This is a genomic window from Glycomyces algeriensis, assembly GCF_027622855.1.
GTDB classification, from domain to species: domain Bacteria; phylum Actinomycetota; class Actinomycetes; order Mycobacteriales; family Micromonosporaceae; genus Glycomyces; species Glycomyces algeriensis.
The window spans coordinates 154,524-180,760 of record NZ_JAPZVR010000007.1 but is presented as its reverse complement, the minus strand read 5'-3'; the positions used below and the strand labels follow the sequence as shown (position 1 = coordinate 180,760).

Here is a 26,237-nt window from a genome sequence, read left to right as displayed (position 1 = left end):
AGGACGTCTAACCTTCGTCGATGAACTTGAAACTAGTTCTGAGCACTGCGCGCTGCAGAGTCAGTGGAAGGTGACGTAGCCGTTGCCGTCGGCGTCATCGCGCGCCGGTTTGTAGGAGTGGGAGTCCGCGCCCGCGCCCGACGGCTTGTAGAGATAGATGGAGTCGCCGGTGTTGTTCCAGATGAAGTTGCAGTTGTCCCGGTAGACGACGTTGTTCCCGTCCGAATCGTTGCCGTTGCCGCCGCGAAGCCGGACGTAGTCGCCGGGCTGGAGGTGGTGGTCGGCGGTGAACTTGAAGCTGTTGCCGACAGCGTCCTTCACCAGGTAGCCCCGGAGGTTGACCGTCGCAGTCTTGGAGTAGTTCTTGATGGTCAGGTACTCCTGGGAGGTGTTCCCTCCCACGCAGCGGTTGTCGTCGGAGCCGGGCGCGTTGTACTGGACTCCTTGGATTTTGAGGGCCGACGAGTACTCCGTGGCGGAGGCCGGTGTCGCGGTGGCAACGAGGGTGGCGACGGCCAGGCCGACGACCATAAGCGTTTTCTTAAGCACCAGAATGTCCTCATTGTTCTGAAATCAAGGGTGGGCTCGAATCGCATCTCGTGTGCATGGTCGAGCGACTGAGGATAAATGTTAGCGCCTCTCGGAATTGCTGTGGGGACGCGTGCCTGCACCTGTCGCCGTCTGTAGCGCCTCCATTCCCGCAGGTTGCCTATCGGCTGGATTCGAATGAGCGACAGACGCAGCGCCCTCTCCATCAGCCGAGGGCTGCGATGGCCTGGAGGATCAGGGCCCGCACCTCGGCACCGTAGACGGTGGTCTGCCGCCGTCCCTCGAATGCCTTCGCTGTTGCACCAAGAGCTTCTTCCATGCCATGCAACGGAACTCGCCCAAGTTGAGAAAGGTTCGGTGAGGTCTGGCCTCCTTGCTATCGTGCAAGCGAAGCCCGCGCTCGGCCGAGCCCCGGAGCTCAGCATCCGGCGAGTCGAGCTGATCCGCCAGCACCTGCACCGCCTTGTCCGATCGCGCTTCGCCAATCAACTCCGACAGCCAGCACCGCAGCCCGAGGTCCTCGCGCTCGGACTGAAGCTCCTCGACGAGCGCATCGACATTCTCTCCCCGCCACCGGCAGCAACATGTGAAGGCCGTCTACTTGGCTCTGAGGGTCGTAGCTCCGCGTCAGCCGCAACGCATCGCGAAACACTCGCTTCATGCGAGCCAGGGTATCGACCGCTTGGCTTCGTTCTCCCGCCGAGCCACAGGACCTAAGCGCACAGGAAAACTCGAAACCAGTTCTTAGGCTGCGAGCGTGGAAGAGGCCGGGTCCATACGGACCCGGCCTCTCGCGTAAGTGCTTCTTCGGTGGCGCTACTCGGTGAGTGTGAAGGCAGGCGAGGTCCACTGTTCCCAGTGGGCCGAATTCGCCTTGTCGCCTAGGGCTTTCAGGACCTTTACTTCGAGGGTCCATTGGCCGGGTTGCAGGGCGTTGGGGCGGAAATCAGTGAGGTCCTCCAGGTGGATGCTCATGGCGTCGTCGGGGCCAGGGGAGCGTGGGAGGTATTGCTCGGGCTCCCAGGTGACGACTTCGCCGGTGGTCGTGTTGACGGCGCTGACCTCCATGGCGGAGACCTGGTGGCCCAGGTAGATGAGGGCGGCGAGGTCGGGGCCTTCGGCGAGGCTGAAGGTCTCGGACTCTTCCAGGTCGCGGTAGTCGAATTGGTGGGTTTCCGGGTCTTGGCCGACGATTGCCGCGAGGCGCGGGAACTCCGGGTGGTCGAGGACGGGAATGGCGAGGTAGTCGCCCTGGTAGCCCGAGTAGGCGGCGGTCAGTGATTCGCCGGAGTCCGGGCGGGCGGTGATGCGGCCTCCGAAGACGGAGCCCGCAGGCAGGTCCGCACTGGGTTCGACCGTGACCTCGACCGTGGCCGTCTGGCCCGGGTAGAGGTCGAGGGTCTTCGGTTCGAAGGTCACGTTCGGGTCGGCTGCAACGAAGCCCGGCGCCCGGGTGTCCCCGGTGGTGGCGATCGTGGAGCGGTGGGTGAGTTCGTAGGTGCGGGTTTTCGTGTCGTGCGAGGTGAGCTGGAGCTCGAAGGTGCGCGGGCCCGTGCCGTCGCCGGTGTTGATGCCCGTGGGGTAGAGGCAGGCCTCGGCGTCGAGGGCGTCGATCACGTCGATGACGCCGGTCCCTTGCCGGTGGGCCGCTTCGAGTTCGCCGATGTCCGGGTTCTCGCCCCAGGTGACGGGCTTGGCGGAGTTGGCAAGGCGGGTGCGCACGTCTCGCGGCTTCAGACTCGAGTCGTCGTCGAGCAGCAGCGCGGCGGCGCCGGCTACGTGCGGGGAGGACATCGAGGTGCCCGAGAGGGACGCGTAGGAGCCGTCTTCCACCGGGATCGTGGACCAGATGCCGCCGCCGGGGGCGGTCAGGTCGGGTTTGAACGAGAGGTCCGGCGAGGGACCGTAAGCGGTGAACGAAGATGCGAAGCCGCCGCGCGGAAGGTCGACCAGCACCGTCTCGTCTGCGGGGAACTCCAGGACCGGGGCCTTGCCGATCGTCGCAAGGTCGTGCAGGTCCGCGCCATCGGTGTCCGTGATGGCAAGGGCCGGAACGGGACCGTCCCCGATGCCGCCGCCGCCGAAGGGACCCGAACGGTCGTTGTAGATGACGACGCTCGTAGCGCCCTCGGCGACCGCGCGCTCGTACTTCTGGGCGAACGTGCAGGTGCCGCGCACGATGAGCGCGGCCTTGCCTGCCACGTCCCCTTCGGAGGCGTCCTCGGGGCAGGCGCGGCCGAGCCACACGAGCGGGTCCGTGGGTGCGCTGGGTTCGGGGGTGTCGTCGATCTGGCGGTAGCCGATGTTGCGGTCCAGGGCCGGAACGTAGGCGGCGTCCATGCGCTGCTTCGGGTTGTCCGTGGAGGCCACCGCGATCACGTCGGAGCCGAGGCTCGGCGATGAGCCGGAGTAGATGCCCGCTTCACCGTCGTTGCCCATGGAGGCGACGACCGAGACGCCCTCCTCGACGAGCTTGTCCGCGGCTTCCGCGGTCGGGTAGCCGGGCCACTGGAAGGACTGGCCGAGCGAGAGGTTCACGACGTCCATGCCGTCGACGAGCGCCGCTTCGAGCGCTTGCATGATGACCTCGGAGCTGGTGGAACCGTCGCAGCCGAACACCCTGTAGGCCCCGAACTCGACGTCGGGGGCGACGCCGGTGACCTTGCCGTTCGCGCCCACGATGCCCGCCACGTGCGTGCCGTGGCCGCCGCAGTCGGCCGGGTCGGCGTCGGGCACGGGCTCGGCGTTCGCGGGGTCGTCGGAGTCGAAGTCGTCGCCGACGAAGTCGGCGCCGTAGGCGACCCGGCAGTCGTCGCCGAAGCAGCCGCCGAGGTCGGGGTGGGTGTAGTCGATGCCGGTGTCGATGATGCCGACCTTGACGCCGCTGCCGGTGATGCCGCGGTCGTGCGCGTCCGCCGCGCGGGTCGTCTGGATCGCTTGGGCCAGTTCGGGTTGCGCCTCCTCGGGCGCGGCCTGGTCGTCGACGCGGCCGGGGCCCATGAGGAGGACGTCCGACCAGACCCGCTCGACGAGGTCGAGTTGTTGGAGTTGGTGAGCAGTGGCCGGGTCGGTCTCGACGGAGACGCCGTTCCAGACGCGCGAGAAGTCGTGGCGGACCTTGTAGTCCAGGTCGTGAGCAGCCGCGTCGAGGGCCGATGCGCCCGCGCCGGGGGCCAGTTCGACCAGCCAGACCCGGGGCGCGCCTACTTCAGGGTTCGCCTGGGCCGCAATGGATGAGGAGGCCAGCAGCGGCAGCGAGAGGGCTGCGGCGACCACGGCGGTCGTGCGAATGCGGAACGCGGTCGGTCGACCTGCGAAGCGGTGGAAGGCAGTGCGGCGCGAGCCCGGCATCAGGGGTCCCTTTCGAGTCGTGCCGGCCGGGGCGCACCGAACGTCCGGGGCCCCGACCGGCAGCTATGGCAGGACCTCGATCGTGGGGCATGGCGGCGCCCGAACCGCGCATTTGCCGCAACAGCGTGTCGGGATCGGGGGCGAGTCAGGCGTCAGCCTGCAAGATGGTTGAGGGTCGGGGTCGGGGTCGGGGTCGGGGTCGGGGTCGGGGTCGGGGTCGGGTTGGAGTTTGGGAGGCGCGGGGCCGTCCTCTCGGAGTGGGGAAATTCGGTCCGCGCTCGGGACAGTCCGGGCGGCACGTAGGGCGTGCCCCTTCCCACCCGCATCCGCCTCCGACCAACCGAAAAGGATCACACTCCCATATGGGTCCGACATTTGGGCGTCGTCGCAGTTCACGGGCATGATGTCACTCGGGGGCTCGGGGGCTCGGGGGCTCGGGGGCTCGGGGGCTCGGGGGCTCGGGGGCTCGGGGGCTCGGGGGCTCGGGGGCTCGGGGGCTCGGGGGCTCGGGGGCTCCCGGTTGCGGGGTCCCGGTACGGGGTTCGGTCAGCCGGTGACGAGGTGCGCGAGCGCGAAGCCGAGGAGGCCTGCGCCGAGGCCGCCCGCGAGGTTTGCGGACACGTTCCAGAGCGCGTGGCGCCAGCGTCCGGTCTCGACGAGCATCAGGGTCTCGTACGAGAGTGTCGAGTAGGTGGTGAGTGCGCCGCAGAAGCCGGTGACGAGCAGTGCCGTCCAGTCGGCGTTGGTCACGGTGACGACGAGGAACACGGCAAGGCCGGAGCCGACGACGTTGACGATCAGCGTGCCCCACGGCAGGTAGCGGCCCGCGTAGTGGGCGACGACGAGATCGGTGAGGAAGCGGGCGGGCGCGCCGATCGCGGCGCCGGCGGCTACGAGGAGGAGCGTCATGCGCGCCGCCGGAGCCGGCGCTTCGTGGACGTGTGCCTGGGAGTCGCGGCGAGGCGCGCGGCGGGTCTCGTCATACAGACATACTTGGCTGTCGGCGCTGTCGGCGCTGTCGGCGCTGCGGGCGCTGCGAGCGCTGCCGGCGTTGCGGTAGTGAAGGAGGGCGTCATGCGCGGCGCCGGACGAGAAGCCTGCGGGTCGCGTACATGGCGACCGCGGCGGCGAGGAGTGCCGCGGCGATCGTCGTGAAGGCGTAGACGACCGCGAGCGCGGTCGCCCCGGCGCTCGCGGTGCGGCCGATGTCGAGGATGTAGGTGGAGAAGGTGGTGAAGCCGCCGAGGATGCCGACGCCGACGAAGGGGCGGATGCGGCCGAGGCCCGGAGCGACCTCGGTGACGGTGATCATGAGCGCGCCGATGAGCAGGCCGCCCACGGTGTTCGCGGTGAACGTGGCCACCGGGAACGCGCCCGGGGCAGCGGGGAAGGCGACGGTCAGGCCGTACCTGGCGAGCGCGCCGATCGCGCCGCCGGCGGCGACTGCGGCCAGGGCAGGAACTGAGACGGAGCGCAGCGCTTGGCGCAGGGGCGGGCGGCCCTGAGATTCGCGATCCAATGGCGGGCGGGGCTGGGGTTTCTGGTCCAGATCCGGATGGTGCTGGGGTTCGCGGCGCTTCGGTCGACGGTTCGTCGGCGGGCGTCGCTGTGGCCTGCGGCGCTGGGGCTCGCGGTCCATCGGTGGGCGGCTCGTGTCGGGCACGCCACGAATCTAGCCGCCGCGGATATTCCCGCGAGCCGGGCCGTATGCGGTCTCTCACTGCCCCTTGCGCCCGATATGCGAGTGCCGCTAACGTTGGTACGCGATGCGCTACACGATCACGAACCAGCACCTGACACGCAGGCGTCACCTCGACTTCTGCCGCGTGTCCACCGTGCTCTGTCGTTAGCACCGAACCTCTTCACCGGCGGGCTCGCCGAAGACTCCCCTTTTCACGCTGGCCTTGAGCCACCCCAGCGTTCCCCAGAAAACCGCAGCCGGGCCGTGCCCTGCTGTCTGCCCAGAATCCAAGAGGTTCACCATGTCCGCAACCGCGGCAGCAAACGACTCCAAGCAGCGCAAGCGCTTCAAGATCCCGTTCGCGTGGCAGCTCCTGATCGGCCTCGCGCTCGGCCTCGTCCTCGGCTACGTCGCCCGCGAATGGTCCGTCGCGTGGCTCGGCACCACCCTCGAGACGATCGGGACGCTGTTCGTGCAGCTCCTGTTCCTCATCGTCCCGTTCCTGGTGTTCACCGCGATCGTCGCCTCGATCGCCAACCTGCGCAACCTCGCGAACGCGGGCCGCCTGGTCGCCAAGACCCTCGGCTGGTTCGCGCTGACCTCGGCCATCGCCGTCGCGATCGGCCTCGCCATCGGCCTGACCACGAACCCCGGCGAGGGCGTGACCCTCACTAGTCCCGCCGCGGCGCCGGAGACCACCGGTTCCTGGACGGACTTCCTGACCGGGATCATCCCCACCAACGTGGTCGACGCGTTCGTGAACGTGAACGTGCTGCAGATCGTGTTCATCGCGATCATTGTGGGCGCGGCCGCCGCGAAGCTCGGCGCCAAAGCCGAGCCGTTCCTGAAGTTCAACGAGTCGGCGCTGGCGCTGATCCAGAAGGCCCTGTGGTGGGTGATCCGCTTGGCGCCCATCGGCACCGCGGCGCTCATCGGCAACTCGGTGTTCGCGTACGGCTGGGACCTGCTGGAGCCGCTCGCGGTGTTCAGCATCGACATCTACGTGGGCGCGCTCATCGTGATGCTCGTGGTCTACCCGGTGCTGCTGCGGCTGGTCGCGAAGGTCTCGCCGGTGCAGTTCTTCCGCAAGGCATGGCCGGCGATCCAGTTCGCGTTCGTGTCGCGCTCGTCGGTGGGCACGCTGCCGCTGGCGCAGCGGATCGTGACCGAGCGGCTCGGCGTGGCGCGCGACTACGCGTCGTTCGCGTCGCCGTTCGGGGCGACGACGAAGATGGACGGTTGCGCCGCGATCTACCCGGCGATCGCCGCGATCTTCGTGGCGCAGGTGTACGACGTGCCGCTGGGCATCCAGGACTACCTGCTCATCGCGTTCGTCTCGGTGATCGGCTCGGCGGCGACCGCGGGCCTGACCGGCGCGACGGTGATGCTGACCCTGACGCTCTCGACGCTCGGCCTGCCGCTTGAAGGTGTGGGCCTGCTGCTCGCGATCGACCCGATCATGGACATGATCCGCACGGCCACCAACGTGACCGGGCAGATGGTGGTGCCGGTGATCGTGGCGAAGTCGGAGAAGATCCTCGACCGCGAGGTGTACGACTCGGCTCCGGTGCCGCTGGACGCCGAGGCGGCGTTCGGTGGTGACGCTGAGGAGGCGGACGACGTTGACGAGGCGCCCCGTAAGGGCGAGCCCGCGCTGCAACCCGCTTAACGCCATAGGATATATCCTATAGGATTCCGCGCGACCCGATAGGATATATCCTATAGGATCTGGCCCGAGCATATAGGATATATCCTATAGGATTTTTGAGGCTTTGTTCTCTCCTGAAAGATCGGGGACCGGTCCGCACTGGGCCGGTCCCCGTTTCTGTGCTCTCGGTGTTGCTATGCGCTGGTTTCGATGTGGCGTTCGAGGCCGTCGAGGACGCGTTCGAGGCCGAACTCGAAGTGGTCCCCCATGGCGACGTCGGTGGCGGCACCGGGTTGGGTGAGGAGTGCGAGGTTGGGGAACCGCGCGCGCATTGCCGGGTCGGCGAGGAACTGGAAGAACTCGGCTTCGCCGCTGTCGCCGGCCAGTTCGGGGCGGACGGCGCCCATGACGAAGCAGTCGACGGTGAGCACTGAGATGAGGGCGAGCTCAATGGGCATGCCGACGGCCGTGAGTCGCCCGATTACGGCGTCCACCCAGGTCGCCTCTCCCGGCCCCATCGACCGCTCGGACGTCGCCACGCTCAGCGCCCACGGATGCGTATTGAAGAGCCCCCGCACGCCTTGCCCCCAGCCGCGCAAAATCTCGCGCCAGTGGTCGGCCTCCGGGATCGGGGGCGGCCCGGTCATGAGCGAGTCGTACATGAGGAGGACGAGCTCGTCCTTGCCCGGCACATGCCGGTAGAGGGACATGACCCCGCTGCCGAGCCTCTCCGCCAGGTGCTTCATGGAGACCTTCTGCAGCCCTTCGGCATCGGCGATGGCCCTAGCTTCGGCGACGATGCGTTCCCGGCTGAGTCCCGCAGGCCGTCCCCGGCTGGGACGGGACACCTCGCCCCAGAGCAGTTCGTAGTCGCCTGTGCCCACTGGTGCGCCCCTTCCGCTCTCGCCTCGTGCACCGCAGCCTACGTCGCGGCCGGATGCAGCGGCACGCATCGGTCGTGCGTATGAGATACGCTAATTAGCGTATCGCATACGCATCGCAGTTCAGGCCGCGTGATCGGAGACCCCATGGCCGAGCCCACCCTCCTCGCCGAAGCACCCGAGACCCCCGGATCCCCACCCGCCAAGGCGAGACCGAAGTGGTACCGCCGCCCCTGGATCCTCCCGCTGTTCCTCATCGTGGGCCTGTTCGTGGCCGCGCGGCTCCCCAGCTACCTCACCTTCGACACCGGCGACTCGCTCGTCGAGCTCCAAGGGGCCTTCCCTGAGACGCACTATCTGATGCTCAGCGGGCACATCCTGTTCGGCTCGATCGCGATCATCACCTGCTCCATGCAGGTCTGGCCGTGGCTGCGCCAGCACCACCCGCGGGTCCACCGGATCTCGGGTCGCCTCTACGTGTTCGCGGGGGTCGTGCCCGCAGGCTTGTTCGCTTTGGTCGTGAGCATCGTGTCCGTGATCGGCCCGGCCGGGAAGATCGGGAACGTGATCCTCTCGATCCTGTGGTTCGGCGTCACCTTCGCCGGGCTCATCGCGGCCCGGCGCCGCCGCTTCCAGGAGCACCGCCGCTGGATGATCCGCAGTTTCGCGCTGTGCACATCCATTGTGGTCAACCGGATTTGGCTAGTGCTGTTCCTGGTGTGCCTCATGCCGTTCCTGGACGGGTACTACAGCGGCGACATGGACGCGCTCATCGAGGACGCGGCCGTCGCCTCGATCTGGACGAGCTGGATCGTCAACCTCATGATCGCCCAGTGGTGGCTCGACCGGAAGCCCAAGCGCCCCCGGAAACCGGGCGCCGGACCCACCGCGTCTGCCACCAAAGTCGCAGTCGGCGCCTGAGCTTGCGACTTTCGGGGCGGCCGGACCTGCACCCCCGGTCGCCCCGTCCACGCGTGAAAGTCCATGCCCGGGAAGGATTCTTTCCGCTCCGCGGCGCGCGAACCTGAGTACATGCACACCTCCACCGCGACGGCCGACGCCGTCGAGACCGCGCCCACGGCGAAGCGGCTGCCGCTGCTCGACGTGCTGCGCGGCGTCGCGATCCTCGGCACACTCGGCACGAACATCTGGATCTTCGCCTCAGCCGGCGGCGAGGCGGGACCGCTGATCGGCAGCGCCGGGGCCACCACCGACGACTCGTTCATCGGCGGCCTCTTCGAACTGCTCACCAACGGCAAGTTCCTGTCGATGCTCACCGTCCTCTTCGGTGTCGGACTCGCGATCCAGTTCCGCTCCAGCGAGAAGCGCGGTCGCCGCTGGCCCGGCCGCTACCACTGGCGGGCGCTGTTCCTCTTCGCCGAAGGCACGATCCACTTCGTGCTCGTCTTCGCGTGGGACGTGCTCATGGGATACGCCGTCACCGCGATCGTCGTGGCCTGGATGCTCAAGCGCTCGCAGCGGGCGCAGAACGCCGTGATGTGGACCGCGCTCGGCCTGCACCTGGCCTTCATCGGCCTCATCACCGCGTCGCTGTCCGCCGGCACCGGCACCGGCGTCGACCAGCGCGACCTCGCGAAGGTCGAAGCGCTGTACGCCACCGGCTCCTGGTGGGAGCAGGTGCAGTTCCGGCTCGACAACGCCCTCGCCTTCCGCATCGAGCCGATCGTCACCTTCCCGCTCCTGGTGTTCCTGTTCATGCTGGGCGTCAAGCTGTTCCGTGCCGGGGCCTTCGGTGCCGACGCCGCGGGCGGCCGCATCCGGCGCCGCCTCCTCGTGTGGGGCCTCGGGATCGGGCTGCCGCTGAACCTCGCGCTGATGGCCGGGCCCGAGCAGCTGTTCTTCATGGAGCGGTACGTGGCCGCGCCGGTGGTCATGCTCGGTTACATCGGCATGGTCGGTCTGATCGTCGAGAAGATGCGCCGCGGGATCGTCATGGGCGCCTTCGAGAGCCTGGGCCGCACCGCCTTGAGCGGCTACATCTTGCAGAACCTGCTGGCCTCGGTGATCTGCTACGGCTGGGGCCTCGGTCTTGCCGCGCGGTTCGACTCGAACCCCTGGTTCGTGCTCGTGCTCTGGGCCTCGATCAGCGCGATCCTGCTCATCGGTTCCCGCCTCTGGTTGCGCCGCTTCAGCACCGGCCCCGCCGAGATGCTGCAGAAAGCCGTACTCCGTTAAGAGCCCTGCTGGGAAACAGAAACAGGTGCGGGCCGGTTGCCACCGGCCCGCACCTCCCCCTCCAACTAAGCTGCGACGGCCTCGCGGCCCTTCGCCGCCCGGCGGCGGGCCAGCGACACCAGCGGCCACAGGGCGATCACGGCCACCACCGCGTACACGGTCCATGCCACCGGACCGCCGATCAGGCCCGAGAGGTCACCGCCCGAGAGCTGCAGCGACATGCGCGCCTGCCGCTCGGCCATCGGGCCGAGGATCACGCCCACGATCATCGGCAGCATTGGAATCCCGAAGCGCCGCATGGCGAGTCCGATCAGACCGAGCGCCAGCAGGATGTACAGCTCGAACGCCTGGCCGCTCGTCGCATACGCGCCCATCGACGCGAAGAACAGGATGCCCGCGAACAGGTACGGCTTCGGGATGCGCAGCAGCTTCACCCACATCGGGATGAGCGGCATGTTCAGCACCAGCAGCATCGCGTTGCCCACGAACAGGCCCGCGATGAGCGTCCACACCAGCGCCGACTCCTTCTCGAACAGGAGCGGCCCCGGCTGGATGCCGTAGGTCTGGAACGCGGCCAGCATGACCGCTGCGGTCGCGTTGCACGGCAGGCCGAGTGCGAGCATCGGCACGAGCGTGCCCGCCGCGGAGGCGTTGTTGGCGGCCTCCGGGCCCGCGACGCCTTCGATCGCGCCGTTCCCGAACTCGTCCTTGTGCTTTGAGAGCCGTCGTTCCGTCACATAGGACAGGAACGTGGGCACCTCGGCGCCACCGGCGGGGACGGCGCCGAACGGGAAGCCCAGCGCTGAGCCGCGCAGCCACGGGCCCCAGGAGCGCCGCCAGTCGCTGCGGCCCATCCAGACCCGGCCGACCGGGACGATCTCGTCCTTGCCGTTGCGGCGGCGGGCCGCCGTCCACAGTGCTTCGCCGACCGCGAACGCGCCGACCGCGACCACGACGATGTCGATGCCGTTCGCCAGTTCCGGGACGCCGTACGTGAGGCGCTGCTGGCCGGTCACCGCGTCGATGCCGATGGTGCCGATGACCAGGCCCATCAGGAGCGAAGCGAAGCCGCGGATGCGCGAGGAGCCGAGCACGGAGGCCGTCGCGATGAGCGCGAGCATCATGATCGCGAAGTACTCGGGTGCACCGAGGCCGATCGCGAACTCCACGGTGATCGGCGTGACGAACACGAGCGCGATCGTGGCGATCGTGCCGGCCACGAACGAGCCGATGGCCGCGGTCGCGAGGGCCTGGCCGCCGCGTCCGTTGCGGGCCATCTTGTAGCCCTCGAGCACGGTGACCACTGAGGACGATTGGCCGGGCGTGTTCAGCAGGATCGCGGTGGTCGAGCCGCCGTACATGCCGCCATAGAAGATCCCGCCGAACATGATGAACGCCTGGGTCGGCTCCATGCCGTACGTGATCGGCAGCAGCAGCGCGATCGCCATCGCGGTGCCGAGGCCCGGCAGCATCCCCACGGCCGTGCCGATGGTGACGCCGATGAGGGCGATGAGCAGGTTCCCCGGCGTCAGGATCGCGCCGAAGCCGTCGATGAGGGCGTTGAGGTTCTCCATGCCCGCCCCCTACAGAATGCCCTGGAGCACGCCGGCCGGCAGGCCGAGGCCCAGGCCGATCGCGAACCCGTAGAACGTGGCCAGGCCGAGCACGACCGCCGCGGCCAGCGTCAGGAAGTACCGGCGCGAGCCCAGCACGATCGCGCAGCCCCAGAACAGGAGCGACCCGGAGATCACCCAGCCGAGCCAGTCGATGAGCAGCACGTTCGCGATGAACACGGCGCAGAGCAGGCCGATCGTCTTCCAGTCGTACCGGTCGCCCGCGTTCGCGCCCTCGTCCTCGCCGTGCCCGCCGCGCACGGCGTCGAGCGCGTAGAAGACCGCGACGGCGACGAGCAGCACGCCGAGGATGATCGGCACCGGCTTGGGGCCGATCGGGTCGTTCGACGCGGAGAACCCGCCGAGGCGGGCGGCGTCGACGACCACGAGGACGCCGAGCACTGCGAGGAACCCGCACACCCACAGCTGCGCGAGGTCGCGCTTCGGCGCGGGAGCCTCGGACTCCGCCGGCTCGGCTGTGCTCGCAAGGCTGCCCTCGAGGCCGCTCTCGAGAACGCTGTCAACGCCGCTGTCACGGTCGGAGTCGACGCTGGTGTGACTGCCGGTGTCGTTGCCGGGGGTCATGCCAGGCCCAGTTCCTGGAGCGTCGCCGCCACCGTCGCGTCCTGCTCGGTGAGGAAGGCGCCGAAGTCGTCGCCGGTGATGAACGCGTCGGTCCAGCCCTGCTTCTCGAGCTCCTCCTGCCAGGCGGCGGAGTCGTGCATGGCGGTGAGCGCGTCGATCCACTTGTCGCGGTCGGCGTCCGCGATCCCGGGCGGGGCCACCCAGCCGCGCCAGTTCGTGAACTCGAGGTCGATGCCGGACTCGGCGAACGAGGGCGCGTCGGGCACGAGCGCCACCCGCTCGGCGCCGGAGACCGCGAGGACCCGCAGCTGGCCGGCCTCGATCTGGTCGATGAACTCGCCCACGCCGCTCGCGCCGAAGCTGATCTTCTCGCCCAGCAGCGCGGGCAGGAGCTCCCCGCCGCCGTCGTACGAGACGTAGTTGACCTGCGTCGGGTCGATGCCGACGGCCTTCGCGAGCTGCATCGGCAGCAGGTGGTCGGGCCCGCCGGGGGAGGAGCCGCCGCCCGCGGTGACGCCCTTGAGGTCGGCCGACCAGGCCGCCACCAGGTCGTCGATGGTCTGGAACGGCGAGTTGACGGGCACGACGATGGCGCCGGACTCCTCGACGATCTTCGCGATCGGAGTGGTGCCGGTCAGCTTCGCCTCGGAGTTCTGGGTGTACGAGGCGCCCACGACGCCCAGGCCCATCTGCATGGCGAGCTCGCCGTTGCCCTCCTCGCCCACGACCCGCTGGAGGCCCACCGTGCCGCCCGCGCCCTCGAGGTTGAACACCTCGACGGCCTTGGCGATCTCCTCGTCCTCCATGATCCTGGCGATGGAGCGGGCGGTCGTGTCGTAGCCGCCGCCGGGGCTGTTGGGCACCATGATCCGCAGACCGGTGAGGGGTCCCCCGTCGCTCCCGCCGTCTTCGGCGGTCATGCCGCAAGCCGAAGCCGTGGCAGCGAGGGGGACGGCCGCCGCGGCGCTGAGGAAGGCCCTCCGGTGAAATTTCATCGTCGTTGCTCTTTCATTTCGAGGGTGGTGTGAGAGACGATGGTCACCCCGACGCGGCCCCGGCGTCAGCCTTGTGTCCGTAACGATCATTGAGTTCATTGTGTTCAGGAAGCGCCCAACGCTCGCCGGCCAGCTGCTCGCCTCCCAGCTGACGGTGATCCTCCTCGTGCTCGCGGCCGTCGCCGGCGTCTCGCTCGCGCAGTCGCAGGCGGTGTTCGCGATCGAGCAGGGCCGCCGGGTCACGCAGCTCGCCGAGAGCCTCGCCTCCTCCGACCTGGTGCGCAGCCGGCTCCCCGCGCCGGCGCCCGCGCAGACCCTCGCGCCGGAGATCCAGTCGAGCCTCGAGCGGTGGCTGGTGTCCTCGGTGACGATCGCCGACGCGGCCGGTGAGGTCGTGGCGTCCACGAACCCGCTGCTCATCGGCACCGAACTGCCGCTCGGTCCGGGCGTGCTCGACGGGCGCGGCTGGCGGGGCGAGATCGAGATCGGCGGCCGCACCGAGCTCGTCGGCCAGGCCCCCGTGCTCGGCCCCGCGGACGGGGACGACGGCCCGATCGTGCAGCTCGGCGTCGCCGTCGTCGGCCAGGAGGTCCCCTCCCCGGCCGCGCTGCTCGCCGGAGACAGCCCCGACCTGCTGCTCTACCTCGGGATCGCCTCCGCACTGGGCATCGCCGGGTCCTGGCTACTCGCCCGCCGCATCAAGCGCCAGACGTTCGGCATGGAGCCGCGCGAGATCGCAGGGCTAGCCGAGCACCGCGAAGCGATGCTCTACGGCATCGCCGAAGGGGTCGTCGCCCTCGACCCGCAGCACCGGGTCACGCTCGTCAACGACGTGGCCCGCCGCCTCCTCGACCTGCCCGAGACCGCCGTCGGCGCCCTCGTCGACGAGCTCGGCCTCACCGCGCGGCTGCGGGACGTGCTCACCGGCACCGCCGCGGGCGCCGACCAGGTCGTCCTGCAGGGCAACCGCGTGCTCGTCGTCAACCGCATGCCCGTCGCCAAGGACGGCCGCTCCCTCGGCTCGGTCGCCACCCTGCGCGACCGCACCGAGCTCGCCCAGCTCGAACGCGACCTCGGCTCGTTCCGGTCCACCGCCGAGGCCCTGCGCGCGCAGGCCCACGAGTTCGACAACAAGCTCCACACCATCTCCGGGCTCATCCAGATCGGCGAGCAGGACGAGGTCGTGGCCTACATCGACGCCCTCAACCGGCACCGCCAGTCCCTCGAACTGCACATCGCCGAACCTATCCGCGACAAGGCGATCGCCGCGCTCCTCATGGCCAAGTCCGCGCAGGCGGCCGAGCGGCGGGTGCGGCTCGACATCGTCGCCGAGAGCGCGCTCGCGCCGCTCGATCCCGAGGACTCCGCCGACGTCGGCACCGTCCTGGGCAACCTCGTCGACAACGCCGTCGAGGCCGCCGCCGGGCACGCCCGCGACGCGCCGCTGCCCCGCCGCAGCGACACCGATGCCTGGGTGGCGGTCGCCATCGTCGAGAGTGATGGGGCCGTGCGGATCTCCGTGCACGACTCCGGCCCCGGCGTCCCGCCCGAGACCGCCGGGGAGGTCTTCGAGCACGGCTATACGACCAAAGCCGCAGCTGGCGAGCACGGCATCGGACTTGCGCTCACGAAGCTCGTGTGCGAGCATCACGGCGGCTCGGTGGCCCTGGAGCACACCGAGCAGGGCGCCCGCTTCACCGCGGTCCTGCCGCTCCTCCACGAACCCGCTCCGACCCCGTCCGCCCGCTGAAGGAACCCGACATGATCGATGTGCTGGTCGTCGACGACGACTTCCGGCTGGTCAACATCCACCGGGGCTTCGTCGAGCGCACCCCCGGCTTCCGCGCCGTCGCCAGCGCCCGCAGCGGCGAGGAGGCCCTCGCGGCGATCAGTGAGCACCGCCCCGACCTGGTGCTCCTGGACCTGTACCTGCCGGACGTGTTCGGGCTCGACCTGCTGCCGCGCATGCGCGCGGAAGGCCACGAGTGCGATGTCATGGTGATCTCGGCGGCCCGCGAGGCGGAGGCGGTGCGCGCGGCCGTGCGCCTCGGGGTGGTCTCCTACCTGCTCAAGCCCTTCAGTTACGACGACTTCGCCGAGCGCCTCGAGCAGTACGCGAACCGGCGGGCGGGGCTGGCCGCTGCGGCGGTGCACGACCAGGCCGATGTCGACCGGGCGTTCGACCGACCCGCGACGGGGCCGATCGCGTTGCTGCCCAAGGGGTTCAGCAGCGAGACCGCGAAGCTGGTGGAGGGGGCGCTGCGGGAGGCGGCGAGTTCGCTTTCGGCGGCCGAGTGCGCCGAGCGGATCGGGGTGTCGCGGGTGAGCGCCCGCCGCTACCTGGAGCAGCTGGCCGAGACCGGCCGGGCGGAGGTCGCGTTGAAGTACGCGGGGCGGGGCCGCCCGGAGCGCCGCTACCGCTGGCGCCGCGCGGACGGCCCGCAGCCCTAGTTGTCGGTGGTGTTGGCGTCGCCGTTGGGCGCCACCAGGTACCAGACGCTCTGCACGCCTTGGCCTTCCGTCTCGCCAGGCTCGTCGTCCTCGGTGTAGTAGTAGAGCGGCCAGCCGTTGTAGGTGACTTGCATGGTGCCGTCGGTGCGCTCGGCGGTGCCGATGAGCGCGGCGTCCACCGCGCCGCCCGCGGTCACGTCGGCGGTGTCGGTGAGCAGCGGCGGCCAGGCGGTCGCGCACGTGTCGTAGCAGGTCGGCGTGTCGGGCGTGTCCGTGGTGAACAGGTAGAGGGCGAAGCCGTCGTTGTCGACGAGGAACTCGCCGTGGTCGTCGTCGGTGGCGGTGGCGAGCGAGGCGGTGTCCGCGGCGGAGGGCGCCTCCGAAGGCGAGGCCGACTCGGAGCTGTCCGCAGTGGTCGGGTCGGTGCCGTAGCCCGAGTTTGAGTCGCCGCCGTCGGAGTCGCCGCACGCGGCGGCCCCGAGCAGGGCGAACGCGGCCGCGGCGGCGGCGCACGCGCGCTGGTGTCGTATCCATCTGGTCATGCGTGGAGCCTAGGCAGCGCGGTGCCCGGCCCGCGGGATTTCGGCCGCGCTGCTCAGAGCAGATCCGCCGGGGGCAGATTCGGTTGCGGCCCAGGCGCGGGCGCACGCATCGTGGAGTCATGAGTGAAAACGGGAAACCGCCGCTGTTCGACGACCGGGCCAGGCGCGAGCTGTACCAGCAGCGCGTGCTCGTCCTCGACGGCGCGCTGGACGACGACAACGGGACCCTGCTGGCCACGCAGATGCTCTCCCTCGCAGGCGAGAACGCCAACGCCGACATCGCATTGTGGATCCACTCCCCGGGCGGGTCGGTGCCGTCGATGCTGGCGATCCGGGACGTCATGCGGCTCATCCCCTGTGATGTGTCCACATTGGCGCTGGGCTTGGCGTGCAGCGCGGGCCAGTTCCTGCTCTCCTCGGGCACGAAGGGCAAGCGCCGGGCGCTGCCGCACGCGCGCGTCCTGATGCACCAGGGCTCGGCCGGGATCGCCGGCGCCGCCGTCGACATCGAACTGCAGGCCAACGACCTGCGCCACACCCGCGACACCGTGCTCGGCCTCATCGCCGAGGACACGGGCCAGAGCGTCGAGCGGATCTTCGAGGACTCGCTCCACGACCGCTGGTACACGGCGCCCGAGGCGCTCGACTACGGGTTCATCGACGCCGTCGTGACCGCGTTCGACGAGATCGCCCCGCACGCCCGCCGCGGCATCGGCCTCGGCATCAACCGCGAAGGAGCCTCCGCATGAGCACGTACTCGATCCCCAATGTGATCACGAAGAACGACCGCGGCGAGCGGATCATGGACGTCTACTCGTACCTCTTGTCCGAGCGGATCATCTACCTGGGCACCGGCATCGACGCGGGGGTGGCGAACGCGCTCGTCGCGCAGCTCCTCCACCTCGACGCGGAGAACTCCGAGCGCACCATCAACCTGTTCATCAACTGCGAGGGCGGCGACCCGAGCGCGATGCTCGCCATCTACGACACGATGCGGTACATCAAGGCGAAGGTCGCGACCACGTGCGTCGGCCAGGCCGTCGCGGTCGGCGCGGTGCTGCTCGCGGCCGGTGCCGAGGGGATGCGGGCGGCGCTGCCGCACGCGCGCGTCGTGCTCCACCAGCCCGCCGCGCAGGGGCGCGGGACGATCCCGGACCTCATCCTGGCCGCGGACGAGATCGTGCGGGTGCGGGCGGACATCGAGGCGATCCTCTCGCGCCACACCGGGCAGAGCGCCGAGGCGCTGCGCGCGGACACCGACCGGGACCGGGTCTTCACGGCCGGGGCCGCGAAGGACTACGGCCTGATCGACCACGTGATGGAGGAGCGCTAGGCGGCCAGGGCGTACGCGGAGTCGTGCACGTAGGCGGCGACGGACGCGGAGAACTGGACGGCCTGCAGGCGCTCGGCGACGGCCACCGTCAGGTCGGTGAGCGTGAGTTCGAGGGCCCCGGCGACGGCGGCGATCATCTCGCTCGAGGGGTCCTTCATGCCGCGTTCGATCTCGGAGAGGTACTGGGGTGAGATGCCGGCGCGGCCGGCGGTGTCGGTGAGCTTCTCGCCGCGGTCGTGGCGCAGGGCGCGGAGACTCTCGCCGAGGGCGTCGCGCCACAGCGGTTCGCCGTCCGGGGTCGGGGCGGGCTGGTTCGCGGGATCCGGTGCAGCAGTCTCGGCCATGCCTCATCGTAAGTCCGCGGGGCCCGCCGGGCCAGGACGTTTCGCCCTGAGCAGAACGGGAGACACTTAGCCCTTGCGCTAAGTGTTTTTCCGCGTCATACTTAGCCATATGGCACAGTATTCGGAGGAGCTCGACGGACTCTTCGTCGCCCTCGCCGACCCCACCCGGCGCGAGGTCGTGCGACGCCTCGGCCGCGGGCCCCAGAGCGTCGGCGACCTCGCCAGCGCCTTCCCGATCACCCTTCCGTCGTTCATGAAGCACGTGCGCACACTCGAGGCCAACGGCCTCATCCGCACCACCAAGTCCGGTCGGGTGCGCACCTGCGCGCTCCGGCGCGAGCGGCTCGCCCTCGTGGACGGCTGGCTCGCCGAGCAGCGCCGGATCTGGGAAGACCGCACCGACAGGCTCGAACGCCTCGTCGCCGAACCGGAGGAGCAGCAATGAATCCCGAACTCGATCCCACCTTGGACCTGGGCCTCGAACGCGTCATCCGCGCCCCGCGCGACCGGGTCTGGCGCGCCTGGACCGACCCGGACCGCTTCGCGCAGTGGTGGATCCCGGCGCCGCTCCAATGCCGCGTCGACCGCCTCGAGGCCCGGCCCGGCGGCGCGCTCGTCACCCGCATGAGCGGGGACGGCGAGGTCTTCACACCGCACCTCGACGGCTGCTTCCTCGTCGTCGAGGACCGGTCGCGGCTCGTCTTCACCAACGGGCTCGACAGCGACTGGCGCCCTTCGAATCCCGCGCCCGTGGCGATGACGGCCGAGGTCGTGTTCGCCGACGCGCCCGAAGGCACCGACTACCGCATCCGCGTACGCCACGGCGACAAGGCCGCGCGCGACCTGCACGAGCAGCTCGGCTTCGCCGACGGCTGGGGCACCGTCACCTCCCAGCTCGCCGCTTTGGCCGAGGCCGAACCGCGCTAGTGCGCGGCGCCCAGTTCGATGAGGAGCACGCCCACGGCGATGAGCGCGATGCCCGCGCCCATGCGCTTGGTGAGGCCGTCCTTGAAGAACACGCGGGCGCCGATCGCGGTGAGGGCGACGCCGCACGCGGCCCAGATGCCGTACGCGATCCCGATCGGCATTCCTTGCGCCAGTGTGAGGGTGAGCAGTCCGAACGCGGCGCCGTAGCCGCCGACGACCGCGGGGATCCACCGCTTGCGCTGCATGCCTTCTGAGGCGCGCAGCGAGAGGGTCGCGATGACCTCGGTGATGATCGCTCCGGCGAGCAGTAGCCAGGTCATCGCGCCGCCTCCGCCACTGCCGGCTCGGACCGCTCGCTGTGGCCGCCGGTCTCGACCAGCACCACACCGGCGATCACGAAGGCGATGCCGATCCCGATGAGCAGTGTGAACGGCTCGCCGAAGAGCACCGTGCCGAACACCGCGGTCAGGGCGACGCCCGCGGCGGCCCAGATGCCGTAGACCACGCCGATCGGCGCGCCCATGCGCAGCAGTGCGGCGAGCGCGACGAACGCGCCGAGGTAGCCGGCCACGGCGAGCGCCGCCCACCAGGGTTCGTCGATCGCGGCCCGCAGGGACAGCGCCGCCGCCACCTCCGCCGCGATCGCGACCGCGAGCAGTGTCCATCTCTTCATTCGGTCTCCTCCGTCTCGAACCGCGATGTGCGGCCGGAAACGACGCTACACGAGAGTTGGTCATATGACCAAGTCTCTTGACCAAGTCAATCGCTCAACACTGCTAGCATGGGCGGATGAGCACCGAACCCGCCACCGCGCGCCGCAGCCTCAACGAGCGGCGGCAGCAGCTCCTCGACGCGGCGCTCGAGGTCATGAGCGAACGCGGGGTCGCCGCCACCACGACGAGGGCGATCACCGAGGCCGCCGGGGTGCCGCAGGGCATGTTCCACTACTGCTTCGACTCCAAGCGCGCGCTCCTGCACGACCTGCTCGAACGCGAATGCGAGAGCGCCATGGCCGTGGCGTGGCAGCTCGACCCCGCCGGCGACACCTTCACCGTGGGCCTGGGGAAGGCGGTCCAGGCCCAGCTCGCCCGGGTCCGGGCGGTGCCCGGCCCCTACCTCGTGCTCGCCGAGCTGACCGTGGCCGCCCGCACCGACCCCGACCTGCTCGAGCTCAGCCGATGGGAGCACCGCCAGTACGCCGACCTCGTCATGGAACAGCTGCGGCGCTGGAAGCTCGACCTCCCCGAGGGTGAACTGGAGTCGCTGGCGGTCGTGATCCTCGCGGGCATCGAAGGGCTCACCGACGCCTGGCTCACCACCCGGGACGACGAGGCCAGCATCGCCGCGGCCGAGCTCTTCGCGAGCGGCATCGGCGCGCTCGTCGAATCCCGGCAGGCGTAGACCGTTGGGACGCAGCCGTTTCTAGGATCCCCTTGGGCCGCAACGGCCTTTAGGGTTTCGCGCGCTCGATGCGGGCGGCGATGCCGTCCAGGATCAGTTCGAGACCGGCGTCGAAGTGCGCCTGCGGCTCCTCGGCGCAGCCGGACTCGTAGAGGTGCCGCTCGTACACCGGGAACCGCCCGGTCGCGAGCATCCACTGCAGCTGCGGGCCCAGCGCCTCGCGGACCTCTTCGGGGGTGTGCGCCCCGCTGACCTGGTGCAGCTCGGCCAGGGCGACCTCGTCGCCGACCGTGCCGTGCACGAACGCCGCGACCGTGCGGGTCGCCGTCATCATCGCCTCGATGTCGAGGCCGAGCCCGTCGAGGGAGGCCAGCGCGCGGTCGATCGCCGCGAGCCGGTTGGGGGTGGGGGTCATCGTCACGTGCGGCGGGAGTTCGGCCAGCCAGCGGTGGCGGTGCATCATGTCGCGGGTCTGCACGGCGTACTCGCGCAGGACCTCCCGCCAGGGGCCCTCGGGGATCGCGATTTCGGCGTAGACCTCGTTGACCATGAGCGCGAACAGGTCGTCCTTGCCGTCGACGAACCGGTAGGCGGCCATCGGCGCGGCGTCGAGCTCCGTCGCGAGCGTGCGCATGGTGACGGCGCAGAGGCCCTTCTCATCGGCGATCTGGACCGCCTTCGCGGCGATGCGCGCGCCGGTGAGGCGCTGCCGGGGCGTGCGGGCAGGGCGCTCGAGCCGCTCCCAGAGCGTGACCGGTCCGTCCTCGTTCGCCTTGTCGGCCATGCCCTCGCCTCCTCAATCCGCTTCATACCGTAGCAGTGTTGGTGGACGCCGTATCTTCAGTGTACGTTGTATCTAAGGGATACGCCGTACACAAGGAGATGACCCGTGAACGACAGCCGCACCGCCACCGCGGAACGAGCCGCCCAGCTGCTCGCCCGCCCCTACGCGATCAACGGCCTCGACCTCCGCAACCGCGTGGTCATGGCCCCGATGACCAGGGAGTTCTCGCCCGGCGGGGTACCGACCGCGGACGTCGCGGCCTACTACGCCCGCCGTGCCGCGGGCGGCGTCGGCCTCATCGTCACCGAGGGCACCTACGTCGGCCACGAGTCGACCTGGGCGAGCGACAACGTCCCGCGCTTCCACGGTGACGAGCAGCTCGCCGGCTGGCAGCGGGTCGCCGAGGCCGTCCACGCCGCGGGCGGCACGATCCTCCCGCAGCTGTGGCACGTCGGCGCCGCGCGCGACCCCGGCACCGGTCCCGTCCCCGATGCGGACGTGCTCAGCCCTTCGGGCCTGGGCCTCGACGGCTCGCCGAAGGGCCGGGCCATGACCCAGGACGACATCGACGCGGTGGTCGCGGCCTTCGCCGAGAGCGCCGCCGCCGCCGAGCGGCTCGGCTTCGACGGCGTCGAACTCCACGGCGCCCACGGCTACCTCATCGACGAGTTCCTGTGGGCGAGCACCAACCGCCGCACCGACGCGTACGGCGGCGACCTGGCCTCGCGCACCCGCTTCGCCGCCGAGGTCGTCGCGGCCGTCCGCGCGGCGGTCTCCCCCGACTTCCCGGTGACCTTCCGGTTCTCGCAGTGGAAGGGCGGCGCCTACGACGCCCGCCTCGCCGAGACCCCGGGCGAGCTCGAGCAGGTCCTCGCGCCGCTCGCCGCGGCCGGCGTCGACGCCTTCCACGCCTCCACCCGCCGCTACTGGCTGCCCGAGTTCGACGGCAGCGACCTCAACCTCGCCGGATGGACCAAGAAGCTCACCGGGAAGCCCGTCATCTCCGTCGGCTCGGTCGGCCTCGACAAGGAGTTCATGGGCCCCGAGGGCATGGCGTTCCAGCCCGGCACCACCGGCATCGAGAAGCTCCTCGACCGCATGGAGGACGACGAGTTCGACATGATCGCCGTGGGCCGCAGCCTCATCGCCGACCCCGAGTGGCCCAGCCGGATCACCAAGGGCGAGAAGACCAACCCCTTCAGCGCCGAGCTCCTGGGCGCGCTGCACTAGACCGGTGGTCCGGCGCCCGCGATGAATCCGGGCGCCGGACCTCGTCTCCACGGGGAGAGCCTCCACCGATCCGGAAGCAGGCACCCATGGCACCAGTACAGGCGAACATCTCGATGTCGCTCGACGGCTTCGTCACCGGGCCCGACATCAATACCCACCCCGGGCTCGGCAGGGGCGGCGAGGTCCTGCACGACTGGATCTGGGCCGACGACGCCGCCAAGGCCATGGCCTGGAACCTCTTCGACCCGGCGGGCGCGGTCGTCACCAGCCGGAAGGTCTACGAGGACACGAACGGCTGGGGCGAGACCGGCTTCTACGGCATGCCGGTCTTCGTCGTGACCCACCGCGCCGAAGCCCCTATCGCCAAGGGGGACACCACCTTCACCTTCGTCACCGAAGGTGTCGAAGCGGCCGTCGCGCAGGCGAGGCGCGCGGCCGGGGAGCGGACGGTGCACGTGATGGGCGGTGCGAGCATCATCCAGCAGGGTCTGAACGCGGGCGTGATCGACGAGCTGCACCTGCACGTCGCCCCGGTGATCCTCGGCGACGGCACCTCGCTCTTCGCCCATGTGGGCGGGCCGATCGCCTTGGAGCGCATCGAGACCGTCGACTCCGAACGGGCCGTCCACCTGCGGTACCGGGTCGTCACCTGACCGCGTCGGGCGCGCTTTCCGCGTTCACGAGGGCGAGGGCGTTCGCGATCCCCTGCTCGAGGACCTCGTCGGCGAGTTCGCGGTCGGCGAGGGCGCGGGAGAGCTGCAGCGTGCCGATCATGCCGGCGTAGATGCTGAGGACCTTCGCGTGCGCCGACTGCGGGTCGTCCGGCGCCAGGCGGGCGGCGAACTCCTCGATGAACGCCAGCACGCCCTCGGTGTAGGCCGTCTTGGTGGCGGCCGCGGCGCGGCCGATCTCGTCGAGCAGGGCCGCGGACGGGCAGCCGAGCCCGGGGTTGTCGCGGTGCCCGACCGAGAGGTACTCGCGGATGAGGTGCTCGACGCCGACGCGGCCGGGCGGCAGCTCGCCCAGGGCCTCGCGCTGCGCGCGGAGTTCATGGGCCACGGCCGTGGCGACCAGGTCGTCCTTGGATTCGAAGTGGGCGTAGAACGCGCCGTTGGTCAGGCCCGCGTCCGTCATCAGGGTGGACACCCCCGAGCCGTCGATGCCGTCGGTCTTGAGCCGGCGGCCGGCGGCCTCGATGATCCGCTGCCGCGTCGCCTGCTTGTGCTCCTTGCCGTACCGCATCGCACGCCCCTCTGCCGTTCCACTCCGTACCCATAAAGAGTACGACCATAATATAAATTTCCGAAATCCTTGCGCCCGAGCTCGCCGGAGACTTATGGTAGTACGAACGTAATACAAAATTCGGAGGATTGTGATGACGGCGAATCAGCAGGTCGCGCTCGTGACGGGCGCGTCCTCAGGCATCGGGAAGGCGACCGCGATCGCATTCGCCGCCGCAGGCTTCCAAGTGATCGGCACCGGCCGCAAGACCGCGGGGCTCACCGCGCCCGCCGGAGTGGCGTACCTCGACCTCGACGTGACCGGCGACGAATCGGTCAGCGCGGCGGTCAAGCAGGTCATCGACCGGTACGGGCGCATCGACGTCCTGGTCAACAACGCGGGCGTCGGCACCACCGGCGCGGCCGAGGAGTTCTCGACCGCCCAGTCGCAGGACGTCTTCGACATCAACGTCTTCGGCGTCATGCGGATGACGACCGCGGTCCTGCCGCACATGCGCGCGCAGCGGAGCGGGCGGATCATCAACGTCTCGTCCCTCAGCGGGTTCGTGCCCAGCCCGTTCATGGCGCTCTACGTCGCGACCAAGCACGCGGTCGAGGGCTACTCGCAATCGGTGGACCACGAGGTCCGCCAGTACGGCGTCCGGGTCCTGCTCGTCGAGCCCGGCCCGATCAACACCCCGTTCGGGGACCACAGCGTGCAGGCCGACACGCCGCTGCCGCTCTACGCGGCCGGCCGGGCCAACTACGAGGCGGTGCTCGCGGAGAACACCAGCAGCGGCGACGCCCCCGCCGTCGTGGCCCAGGTGATCGTCGCCGCGGCCACTGACACCAAGCCGAAACTGCGGCGGACCGCCGGGTCGACGGCCGCGCGGATCAACGCGGTGCACCGCGTCGCTCCCGCCCGGACCTTCGACCGCATCATCCGCCGCTTCAACCGGATGCCGGCCTGACCCTCAGGCGGGCAGGCCGTTGAACTTGCGAATGCCCTGGTCGAACGCACTGGCCGGGGCGAAGCGGCGCAGGCGGCTCATCCGCCGGGCCATGGGACCGGCCGTGTAGCGGAGCTTCGGCTTGCGGTCGGTGGCCGCGGCCACGATCGTCGCAGCGACGATCGACGGGTCGTCGCCGCTCGCCAGCCCGGCGGCGAGCAGCTCGTCGTGGGCCGTCCGCTGCTTCGCATAGGTCTCCATCGAGGTCGCGGGCGGGAGCGTGTTCGCCTCGAACGCGGTGTTGGTGAGGGCGGGCTCGATGAGCAGCGCCCGGACCCCGAATCCGCGGATCTCGTGGTCCAGGGACTCGGTGTAGCCCTCGACGGCGTGCTTCGACGCGGCATAGATCGCCTGGTAGGGCGCGGGCGCGAACCCGAGCGCGGACGAGACGTTGATGATGCGCCCGCTGCGCTGGGCGCGCATGTGCGGCAGGACGGCCTTGGTCATGCGCATGACCCCGAAGACGTTGATGTCGAAGACCGCCTGGTCCTCGGCGATCGAACGCTCCTCCGCGGCCCCCGTGGTGCCGACGCCCGCGTTGTTGACCAGGACGTCGATGCGCCCGAAGCGCTCGATGACCTGCTCGACCGCCGCGGCGACCGAGGCGTCGTCGGCAACGTCGAGGGCGAGGAGCGTGAACCCGTCGCGTTCGGTGAGGCCGGAGGCCTTCCGGCTGGTGCCGGCGACCTGGAAGCCCGCGGCGGTGAGGGCCATAGCGGCGTCCCTGCCGATGCCCGAGGAAGCGCCCGTCACGAGCGCCACCGGTTTGGTCTGTGTCATCTTCCTGCTCCTCCAAAATTAGATTACGATCGTCCTACCATAGATCGCCGGAGCGGGCCGGGGCAACGGTTCGGTGCAAATTAAATTATGGTCGTACTCTCATAAATGGCCCTCAGGCGTCCTGCGGGGACGCGAACCGGCCTGCGAGGCGAAAGCGCGGTCCCGAATGGCGGGATCGCCGGGCGGCGAGCGCGGCCGCCTGGCTGCGGGGGCCGATCCGTTCCGTTTCGCCTGCGCCACTGGTGATCTGCGGGCCTGCAGGTTTAATGCGCCGCGCCCGTGGGAAACCCCTGCCCCCTTCCAGGGCCGCCGGATGCGGTACGAGACCGGCGGCCCGTCCATAGCGATACGGGTGAGGTGACCTGACATGAGCGGTAAGGCATTCCGCGGGATGAACGGCGGCCTTGAGTACGAACTGCACTGCGACCGATGCCAGACGGTGTTCCGCTGCAACGACGACTCCTACCTCAGTTGGGACGTCCTCTGCTCGGCGGCCGACGCGGAAGGCTGGCGCGTCGAGTCCTCCTTCCGGGGCCGCCACGAATGCGCCGAATGCGTTCCCCTAGGTGCGGTCCGAGAGCTGGAGCGTATGAGCGCCTGACGCACCGCAACCCGTGCAACGAACAGGGCCGCGGGCCCCCCCCACGGGGGGGGGGGGGGCCCGGGGGGGGGGGGGGGGGGGGGGCGCGGGGGGGGGCGGCCCGGGCCCGGGGGGG

General features: G+C 69.9%; 29 protein-coding genes. 14 read left to right on the top strand and 15 right to left on the bottom strand.

What is annotated here, in order from left to right:
- Positions 1-60: 60 nt before the first annotated feature.
- The 4 genes from O2L52_RS15310 to O2L52_RS15295 all read right to left on the bottom strand — a co-directional run bounded on the left by O2L52_RS15310 (position 61) and on the right by O2L52_RS15295 (position 5,419).
- A complete protein-coding gene (locus O2L52_RS15310) occupies positions 61-531 on the bottom strand; it encodes a lamin tail domain-containing protein (protein ID WP_344471717.1) in 471 nt (156 codons plus the stop codon).
- A gap of 834 nt (positions 532-1,365) precedes the next feature.
- Positions 1,366-3,900, bottom strand: coding sequence for a S8 family serine peptidase (locus O2L52_RS15305; RefSeq protein WP_270116533.1), 2,535 nt, complete (start codon positions 3,898-3,900; stop codon positions 1,366-1,368).
- Positions 3,901-4,446: 546 nt separating this feature from the next.
- Positions 4,447-4,809, bottom strand: a complete 363-nt coding sequence (locus tag O2L52_RS15300; protein WP_270116532.1) for a fluoride efflux transporter FluC — start codon at positions 4,807-4,809, stop codon at positions 4,447-4,449.
- A 163-nt stretch (positions 4,810-4,972) separates the two neighbouring features.
- Positions 4,973-5,419 carry a fluoride efflux transporter FluC gene (locus O2L52_RS15295; RefSeq protein WP_270116531.1) on the bottom strand — a complete coding sequence of 149 codons (447 nt, stop codon included), beginning with the start codon at positions 5,417-5,419 and terminating at the stop codon, positions 4,973-4,975.
- A gap of 463 nt (positions 5,420-5,882) precedes the next feature.
- Between O2L52_RS15295 and O2L52_RS15290 the strand changes: the two genes are divergently transcribed.
- On the top strand, positions 5,883-7,250 hold the full coding sequence (locus O2L52_RS15290; RefSeq protein ID WP_270116530.1) for a dicarboxylate/amino acid:cation symporter: 1,368 nt from the start codon (positions 5,883-5,885) through the stop codon (positions 7,248-7,250).
- Positions 7,251-7,423: 173 nt separating this feature from the next.
- Here O2L52_RS15290 and O2L52_RS15285 read toward each other — a convergent pair whose 3' ends face one another.
- Positions 7,424-8,113 (bottom strand): TetR/AcrR family transcriptional regulator, encoded by a 690-nt coding sequence (locus O2L52_RS15285; RefSeq protein ID WP_270116529.1) that lies wholly within the window; start codon positions 8,111-8,113, stop codon positions 7,424-7,426.
- Positions 8,114-8,257: 144 nt separating this feature from the next.
- Here O2L52_RS15285 and O2L52_RS15280 point away from each other — a divergent pair, with 144 nt between their 5' ends.
- Together O2L52_RS15280 and O2L52_RS15275 are read left to right on the top strand one after the other, a co-directional pair.
- Complete coding sequence (locus tag O2L52_RS15280) at positions 8,258-9,031, top strand: DUF2306 domain-containing protein (protein ID WP_270116528.1); 774 nt, start codon at positions 8,258-8,260, stop codon at positions 9,029-9,031.
- A gap of 111 nt (positions 9,032-9,142) precedes the next feature.
- The gene (locus tag O2L52_RS15275) at positions 9,143-10,306 is read left to right on the top strand and encodes a DUF418 domain-containing protein (RefSeq protein WP_270116527.1); all 1,164 of its coding nucleotides are present in this window, start codon (positions 9,143-9,145) and stop codon (positions 10,304-10,306) included.
- A gap of 65 nt (positions 10,307-10,371) precedes the next feature.
- Here O2L52_RS15275 and O2L52_RS15270 read toward each other — a convergent pair whose 3' ends face one another.
- From O2L52_RS15270 to O2L52_RS15260, 3 genes are read right to left on the bottom strand one after another with little or no spacing between them, the layout of a single operon-like run.
- Positions 10,372-11,880, bottom strand: coding sequence for a tripartite tricarboxylate transporter permease (locus O2L52_RS15270; RefSeq protein ID WP_270116526.1), 1,509 nt, complete (start codon positions 11,878-11,880; stop codon positions 10,372-10,374).
- A 9-nt stretch (positions 11,881-11,889) separates the two neighbouring features.
- The gene (locus tag O2L52_RS15265) at positions 11,890-12,504 is read right to left on the bottom strand and encodes a tripartite tricarboxylate transporter TctB family protein (protein ID WP_270116525.1); all 615 of its coding nucleotides are present in this window, start codon (positions 12,502-12,504) and stop codon (positions 11,890-11,892) included.
- Positions 12,501-13,499 (bottom strand): Bug family tripartite tricarboxylate transporter substrate binding protein, encoded by a 999-nt coding sequence (locus O2L52_RS15260; protein ID WP_344471600.1) that lies wholly within the window; start codon positions 13,497-13,499, stop codon positions 12,501-12,503. The genes O2L52_RS15265 and O2L52_RS15260 overlap by 4 nt, the downstream gene beginning before the upstream one ends.
- Before the next feature lie 97 nt (positions 13,500-13,596).
- Between O2L52_RS15260 and O2L52_RS15255 the strand changes: the two genes are divergently transcribed.
- Positions 13,597-15,249 carry a sensor histidine kinase gene (locus tag O2L52_RS15255; RefSeq protein WP_373897036.1) on the top strand — a complete coding sequence of 551 codons (1,653 nt, stop codon included), beginning with the start codon at positions 13,597-13,599 and terminating at the stop codon, positions 15,247-15,249.
- 11 nt (positions 15,250-15,260) lie between these two features.
- A complete protein-coding gene (locus O2L52_RS15250; protein ID WP_270116521.1) occupies positions 15,261-15,950 on the top strand; it encodes a response regulator in 690 nt (229 codons plus the stop codon).
- Here the strand turns inward: O2L52_RS15250 and O2L52_RS15245 are convergent.
- Positions 15,947-16,492 (bottom strand): COG4315 family predicted lipoprotein, encoded by a 546-nt coding sequence (locus tag O2L52_RS15245; protein ID WP_270116520.1) that lies wholly within the window; start codon positions 16,490-16,492, stop codon positions 15,947-15,949. The genes O2L52_RS15250 and O2L52_RS15245 overlap by 4 nt on opposite strands.
- Before the next feature lie 119 nt (positions 16,493-16,611).
- Here O2L52_RS15245 and O2L52_RS15240 point away from each other — a divergent pair, with 119 nt between their 5' ends.
- On the top strand, positions 16,612-17,241 hold the full coding sequence (locus O2L52_RS15240; RefSeq protein ID WP_270116519.1) for a ClpP family protease: 630 nt from the start codon (positions 16,612-16,614) through the stop codon (positions 17,239-17,241).
- Positions 17,238-17,825 (top strand): ClpP family protease, encoded by a 588-nt coding sequence (locus O2L52_RS15235; protein ID WP_270116518.1) that lies wholly within the window; start codon positions 17,238-17,240, stop codon positions 17,823-17,825. Before O2L52_RS15240 ends, O2L52_RS15235 begins: the two co-directional genes overlap by 4 nt.
- Here O2L52_RS15235 and O2L52_RS15230 read toward each other — a convergent pair.
- Entirely contained in the window at positions 17,822-18,169 is a 348-nt protein-coding gene (locus O2L52_RS15230) for a helix-turn-helix domain-containing protein (protein ID WP_270116517.1), read from the bottom strand. The genes O2L52_RS15235 and O2L52_RS15230 overlap by 4 nt on opposite strands.
- Positions 18,170-18,278: 109 nt before the next feature.
- On the opposite strand from O2L52_RS15230, the gene O2L52_RS15225 reads away from it, so the two are divergent.
- Positions 18,279-18,614 carry an ArsR/SmtB family transcription factor gene (locus O2L52_RS15225; RefSeq protein WP_270116516.1) on the top strand — a complete coding sequence of 112 codons (336 nt, stop codon included), beginning with the start codon at positions 18,279-18,281 and terminating at the stop codon, positions 18,612-18,614.
- Positions 18,611-19,096 carry an SRPBCC domain-containing protein gene (locus O2L52_RS15220; protein ID WP_270116514.1) on the top strand — a complete coding sequence of 162 codons (486 nt, stop codon included), beginning with the start codon at positions 18,611-18,613 and terminating at the stop codon, positions 19,094-19,096. Before O2L52_RS15225 ends, O2L52_RS15220 begins: the two co-directional genes overlap by 4 nt.
- Here O2L52_RS15220 and O2L52_RS15215 read toward each other — a convergent pair.
- Together O2L52_RS15215 and O2L52_RS15210 are read right to left on the bottom strand one after the other, a co-directional pair.
- Complete coding sequence (locus O2L52_RS15215) at positions 19,093-19,416, bottom strand: DMT family transporter (protein ID WP_270116513.1); 324 nt, start codon at positions 19,414-19,416, stop codon at positions 19,093-19,095. The genes O2L52_RS15220 and O2L52_RS15215 overlap by 4 nt on opposite strands.
- A complete protein-coding gene (locus O2L52_RS15210; protein WP_270116511.1) occupies positions 19,413-19,769 on the bottom strand; it encodes a DMT family transporter in 357 nt (118 codons plus the stop codon). The genes O2L52_RS15215 and O2L52_RS15210 overlap by 4 nt, the downstream gene beginning before the upstream one ends.
- A 116-nt stretch (positions 19,770-19,885) precedes the next feature.
- Between O2L52_RS15210 and O2L52_RS15205 the strand changes: the two genes are divergently transcribed.
- A complete protein-coding gene (locus O2L52_RS15205) occupies positions 19,886-20,497 on the top strand; it encodes a TetR/AcrR family transcriptional regulator (protein WP_270116510.1) in 612 nt (203 codons plus the stop codon).
- Positions 20,498-20,546: 49 nt separating this feature from the next.
- Here the strand turns inward: O2L52_RS15205 and O2L52_RS15200 are convergent, their stop codons facing one another.
- On the bottom strand, positions 20,547-21,281 hold the full coding sequence (locus tag O2L52_RS15200; protein ID WP_270116509.1) for a TetR/AcrR family transcriptional regulator: 735 nt from the start codon (positions 21,279-21,281) through the stop codon (positions 20,547-20,549).
- 105 nt (positions 21,282-21,386) lie between these two features.
- Here O2L52_RS15200 and O2L52_RS15195 point away from each other — a divergent pair, with 105 nt between their 5' ends.
- A complete protein-coding gene (locus O2L52_RS15195) occupies positions 21,387-22,511 on the top strand; it encodes an NADH:flavin oxidoreductase (RefSeq protein ID WP_270116507.1) in 1,125 nt (374 codons plus the stop codon).
- A gap of 86 nt (positions 22,512-22,597) precedes the next feature.
- Entirely contained in the window at positions 22,598-23,164 is a 567-nt protein-coding gene (locus O2L52_RS15190) for a dihydrofolate reductase family protein (RefSeq protein ID WP_270116506.1), read from the top strand.
- Here the strand turns inward: O2L52_RS15190 and O2L52_RS15185 are convergent.
- A complete protein-coding gene (locus tag O2L52_RS15185; protein ID WP_270116505.1) occupies positions 23,157-23,753 on the bottom strand; it encodes a TetR/AcrR family transcriptional regulator in 597 nt (198 codons plus the stop codon). The two genes, O2L52_RS15190 and O2L52_RS15185, sit on opposite strands and share 8 nt — an antisense overlap.
- Before the next feature lie 133 nt (positions 23,754-23,886).
- Between O2L52_RS15185 and O2L52_RS15180 the strand changes: the two genes are divergently transcribed.
- Positions 23,887-24,702 (top strand): oxidoreductase, encoded by an 816-nt coding sequence (locus O2L52_RS15180; RefSeq protein ID WP_270116503.1) that lies wholly within the window; start codon positions 23,887-23,889, stop codon positions 24,700-24,702.
- A gap of 3 nt (positions 24,703-24,705) precedes the next feature.
- Here the strand turns inward: O2L52_RS15180 and O2L52_RS15175 are convergent, their stop codons facing one another.
- Positions 24,706-25,521, bottom strand: a complete 816-nt coding sequence (locus tag O2L52_RS15175) for an oxidoreductase (RefSeq protein WP_270116502.1) — start codon at positions 25,519-25,521, stop codon at positions 24,706-24,708.
- A gap of 367 nt (positions 25,522-25,888) precedes the next feature.
- Between O2L52_RS15175 and O2L52_RS15170 the strand changes: the two genes are divergently transcribed.
- Entirely contained in the window at positions 25,889-26,122 is a 234-nt protein-coding gene (locus O2L52_RS15170; RefSeq protein WP_270116501.1) for a hypothetical protein, read from the top strand.
- The last annotated feature ends 115 nt before the right edge of the window (positions 26,123-26,237 follow it).

What these genes read in the sequence shown, in the direction of transcription:
- O2L52_RS15310 (WP_344471717.1), bottom strand. Translation starts at nt 531, where the DNA reads ATGGTCGTCGGCCTGGCCGTCGCCACCCTCGTTGCCACCGCGACACCG.
- O2L52_RS15305 (WP_270116533.1), bottom strand. Translation starts at nt 3,900, where the DNA reads ATGCCGGGCTCGCGCCGCACTGCCTTCCACCGCTTCGCAGGTCGACCG.
- O2L52_RS15300 (WP_270116532.1), bottom strand. Translation starts at nt 4,809, where the DNA reads ATGACGCTCCTCCTCGTAGCCGCCGGCGCCGCGATCGGCGCGCCCGCC.
- O2L52_RS15290 (WP_270116530.1), top strand. Translation starts at nt 5,883, where the DNA reads ATGTCCGCAACCGCGGCAGCAAACGACTCCAAGCAGCGCAAGCGCTTC.
- O2L52_RS15280 (WP_270116528.1), top strand. Translation starts at nt 8,258, where the DNA reads ATGGCCGAGCCCACCCTCCTCGCCGAAGCACCCGAGACCCCCGGATCC.
- O2L52_RS15275 (WP_270116527.1), top strand. Translation starts at nt 9,143, where the DNA reads ATGCACACCTCCACCGCGACGGCCGACGCCGTCGAGACCGCGCCCACG.
- O2L52_RS15270 (WP_270116526.1), bottom strand. Translation starts at nt 11,880, where the DNA reads ATGGAGAACCTCAACGCCCTCATCGACGGCTTCGGCGCGATCCTGACG.
- O2L52_RS15265 (WP_270116525.1), bottom strand. Translation starts at nt 12,504, where the DNA reads ATGACCCCCGGCAACGACACCGGCAGTCACACCAGCGTCGACTCCGAC.
- O2L52_RS15260 (WP_344471600.1), bottom strand. Translation starts at nt 13,499, where the DNA reads ATGAAATTTCACCGGAGGGCCTTCCTCAGCGCCGCGGCGGCCGTCCCC.
- O2L52_RS15250 (WP_270116521.1), top strand. Translation starts at nt 15,261, where the DNA reads ATGATCGATGTGCTGGTCGTCGACGACGACTTCCGGCTGGTCAACATC.
- O2L52_RS15245 (WP_270116520.1), bottom strand. Translation starts at nt 16,492, where the DNA reads ATGACCAGATGGATACGACACCAGCGCGCGTGCGCCGCCGCCGCGGCC.
- O2L52_RS15240 (WP_270116519.1), top strand. Translation starts at nt 16,612, where the DNA reads ATGAGTGAAAACGGGAAACCGCCGCTGTTCGACGACCGGGCCAGGCGC.
- O2L52_RS15235 (WP_270116518.1), top strand. Translation starts at nt 17,238, where the DNA reads ATGAGCACGTACTCGATCCCCAATGTGATCACGAAGAACGACCGCGGC.
- O2L52_RS15230 (WP_270116517.1), bottom strand. Translation starts at nt 18,169, where the DNA reads ATGGCCGAGACTGCTGCACCGGATCCCGCGAACCAGCCCGCCCCGACC.
- O2L52_RS15225 (WP_270116516.1), top strand. Translation starts at nt 18,279, where the DNA reads ATGGCACAGTATTCGGAGGAGCTCGACGGACTCTTCGTCGCCCTCGCC.
- O2L52_RS15220 (WP_270116514.1), top strand. Translation starts at nt 18,611, where the DNA reads ATGAATCCCGAACTCGATCCCACCTTGGACCTGGGCCTCGAACGCGTC.
- O2L52_RS15215 (WP_270116513.1), bottom strand. Translation starts at nt 19,416, where the DNA reads ATGACCTGGCTACTGCTCGCCGGAGCGATCATCACCGAGGTCATCGCG.
- O2L52_RS15210 (WP_270116511.1), bottom strand. Translation starts at nt 19,769, where the DNA reads ATGAAGAGATGGACACTGCTCGCGGTCGCGATCGCGGCGGAGGTGGCG.
- O2L52_RS15205 (WP_270116510.1), top strand. Translation starts at nt 19,886, where the DNA reads ATGAGCACCGAACCCGCCACCGCGCGCCGCAGCCTCAACGAGCGGCGG.
- O2L52_RS15200 (WP_270116509.1), bottom strand. Translation starts at nt 21,281, where the DNA reads ATGGCCGACAAGGCGAACGAGGACGGACCGGTCACGCTCTGGGAGCGG.
- O2L52_RS15190 (WP_270116506.1), top strand. Translation starts at nt 22,598, where the DNA reads ATGGCACCAGTACAGGCGAACATCTCGATGTCGCTCGACGGCTTCGTC.
- O2L52_RS15185 (WP_270116505.1), bottom strand. Translation starts at nt 23,753, where the DNA reads ATGCGGTACGGCAAGGAGCACAAGCAGGCGACGCGGCAGCGGATCATC.
- O2L52_RS15180 (WP_270116503.1), top strand. Translation starts at nt 23,887, where the DNA reads ATGACGGCGAATCAGCAGGTCGCGCTCGTGACGGGCGCGTCCTCAGGC.
- O2L52_RS15175 (WP_270116502.1), bottom strand. Translation starts at nt 25,521, where the DNA reads ATGACACAGACCAAACCGGTGGCGCTCGTGACGGGCGCTTCCTCGGGC.
- O2L52_RS15170 (WP_270116501.1), top strand. Translation starts at nt 25,889, where the DNA reads ATGAGCGGTAAGGCATTCCGCGGGATGAACGGCGGCCTTGAGTACGAA.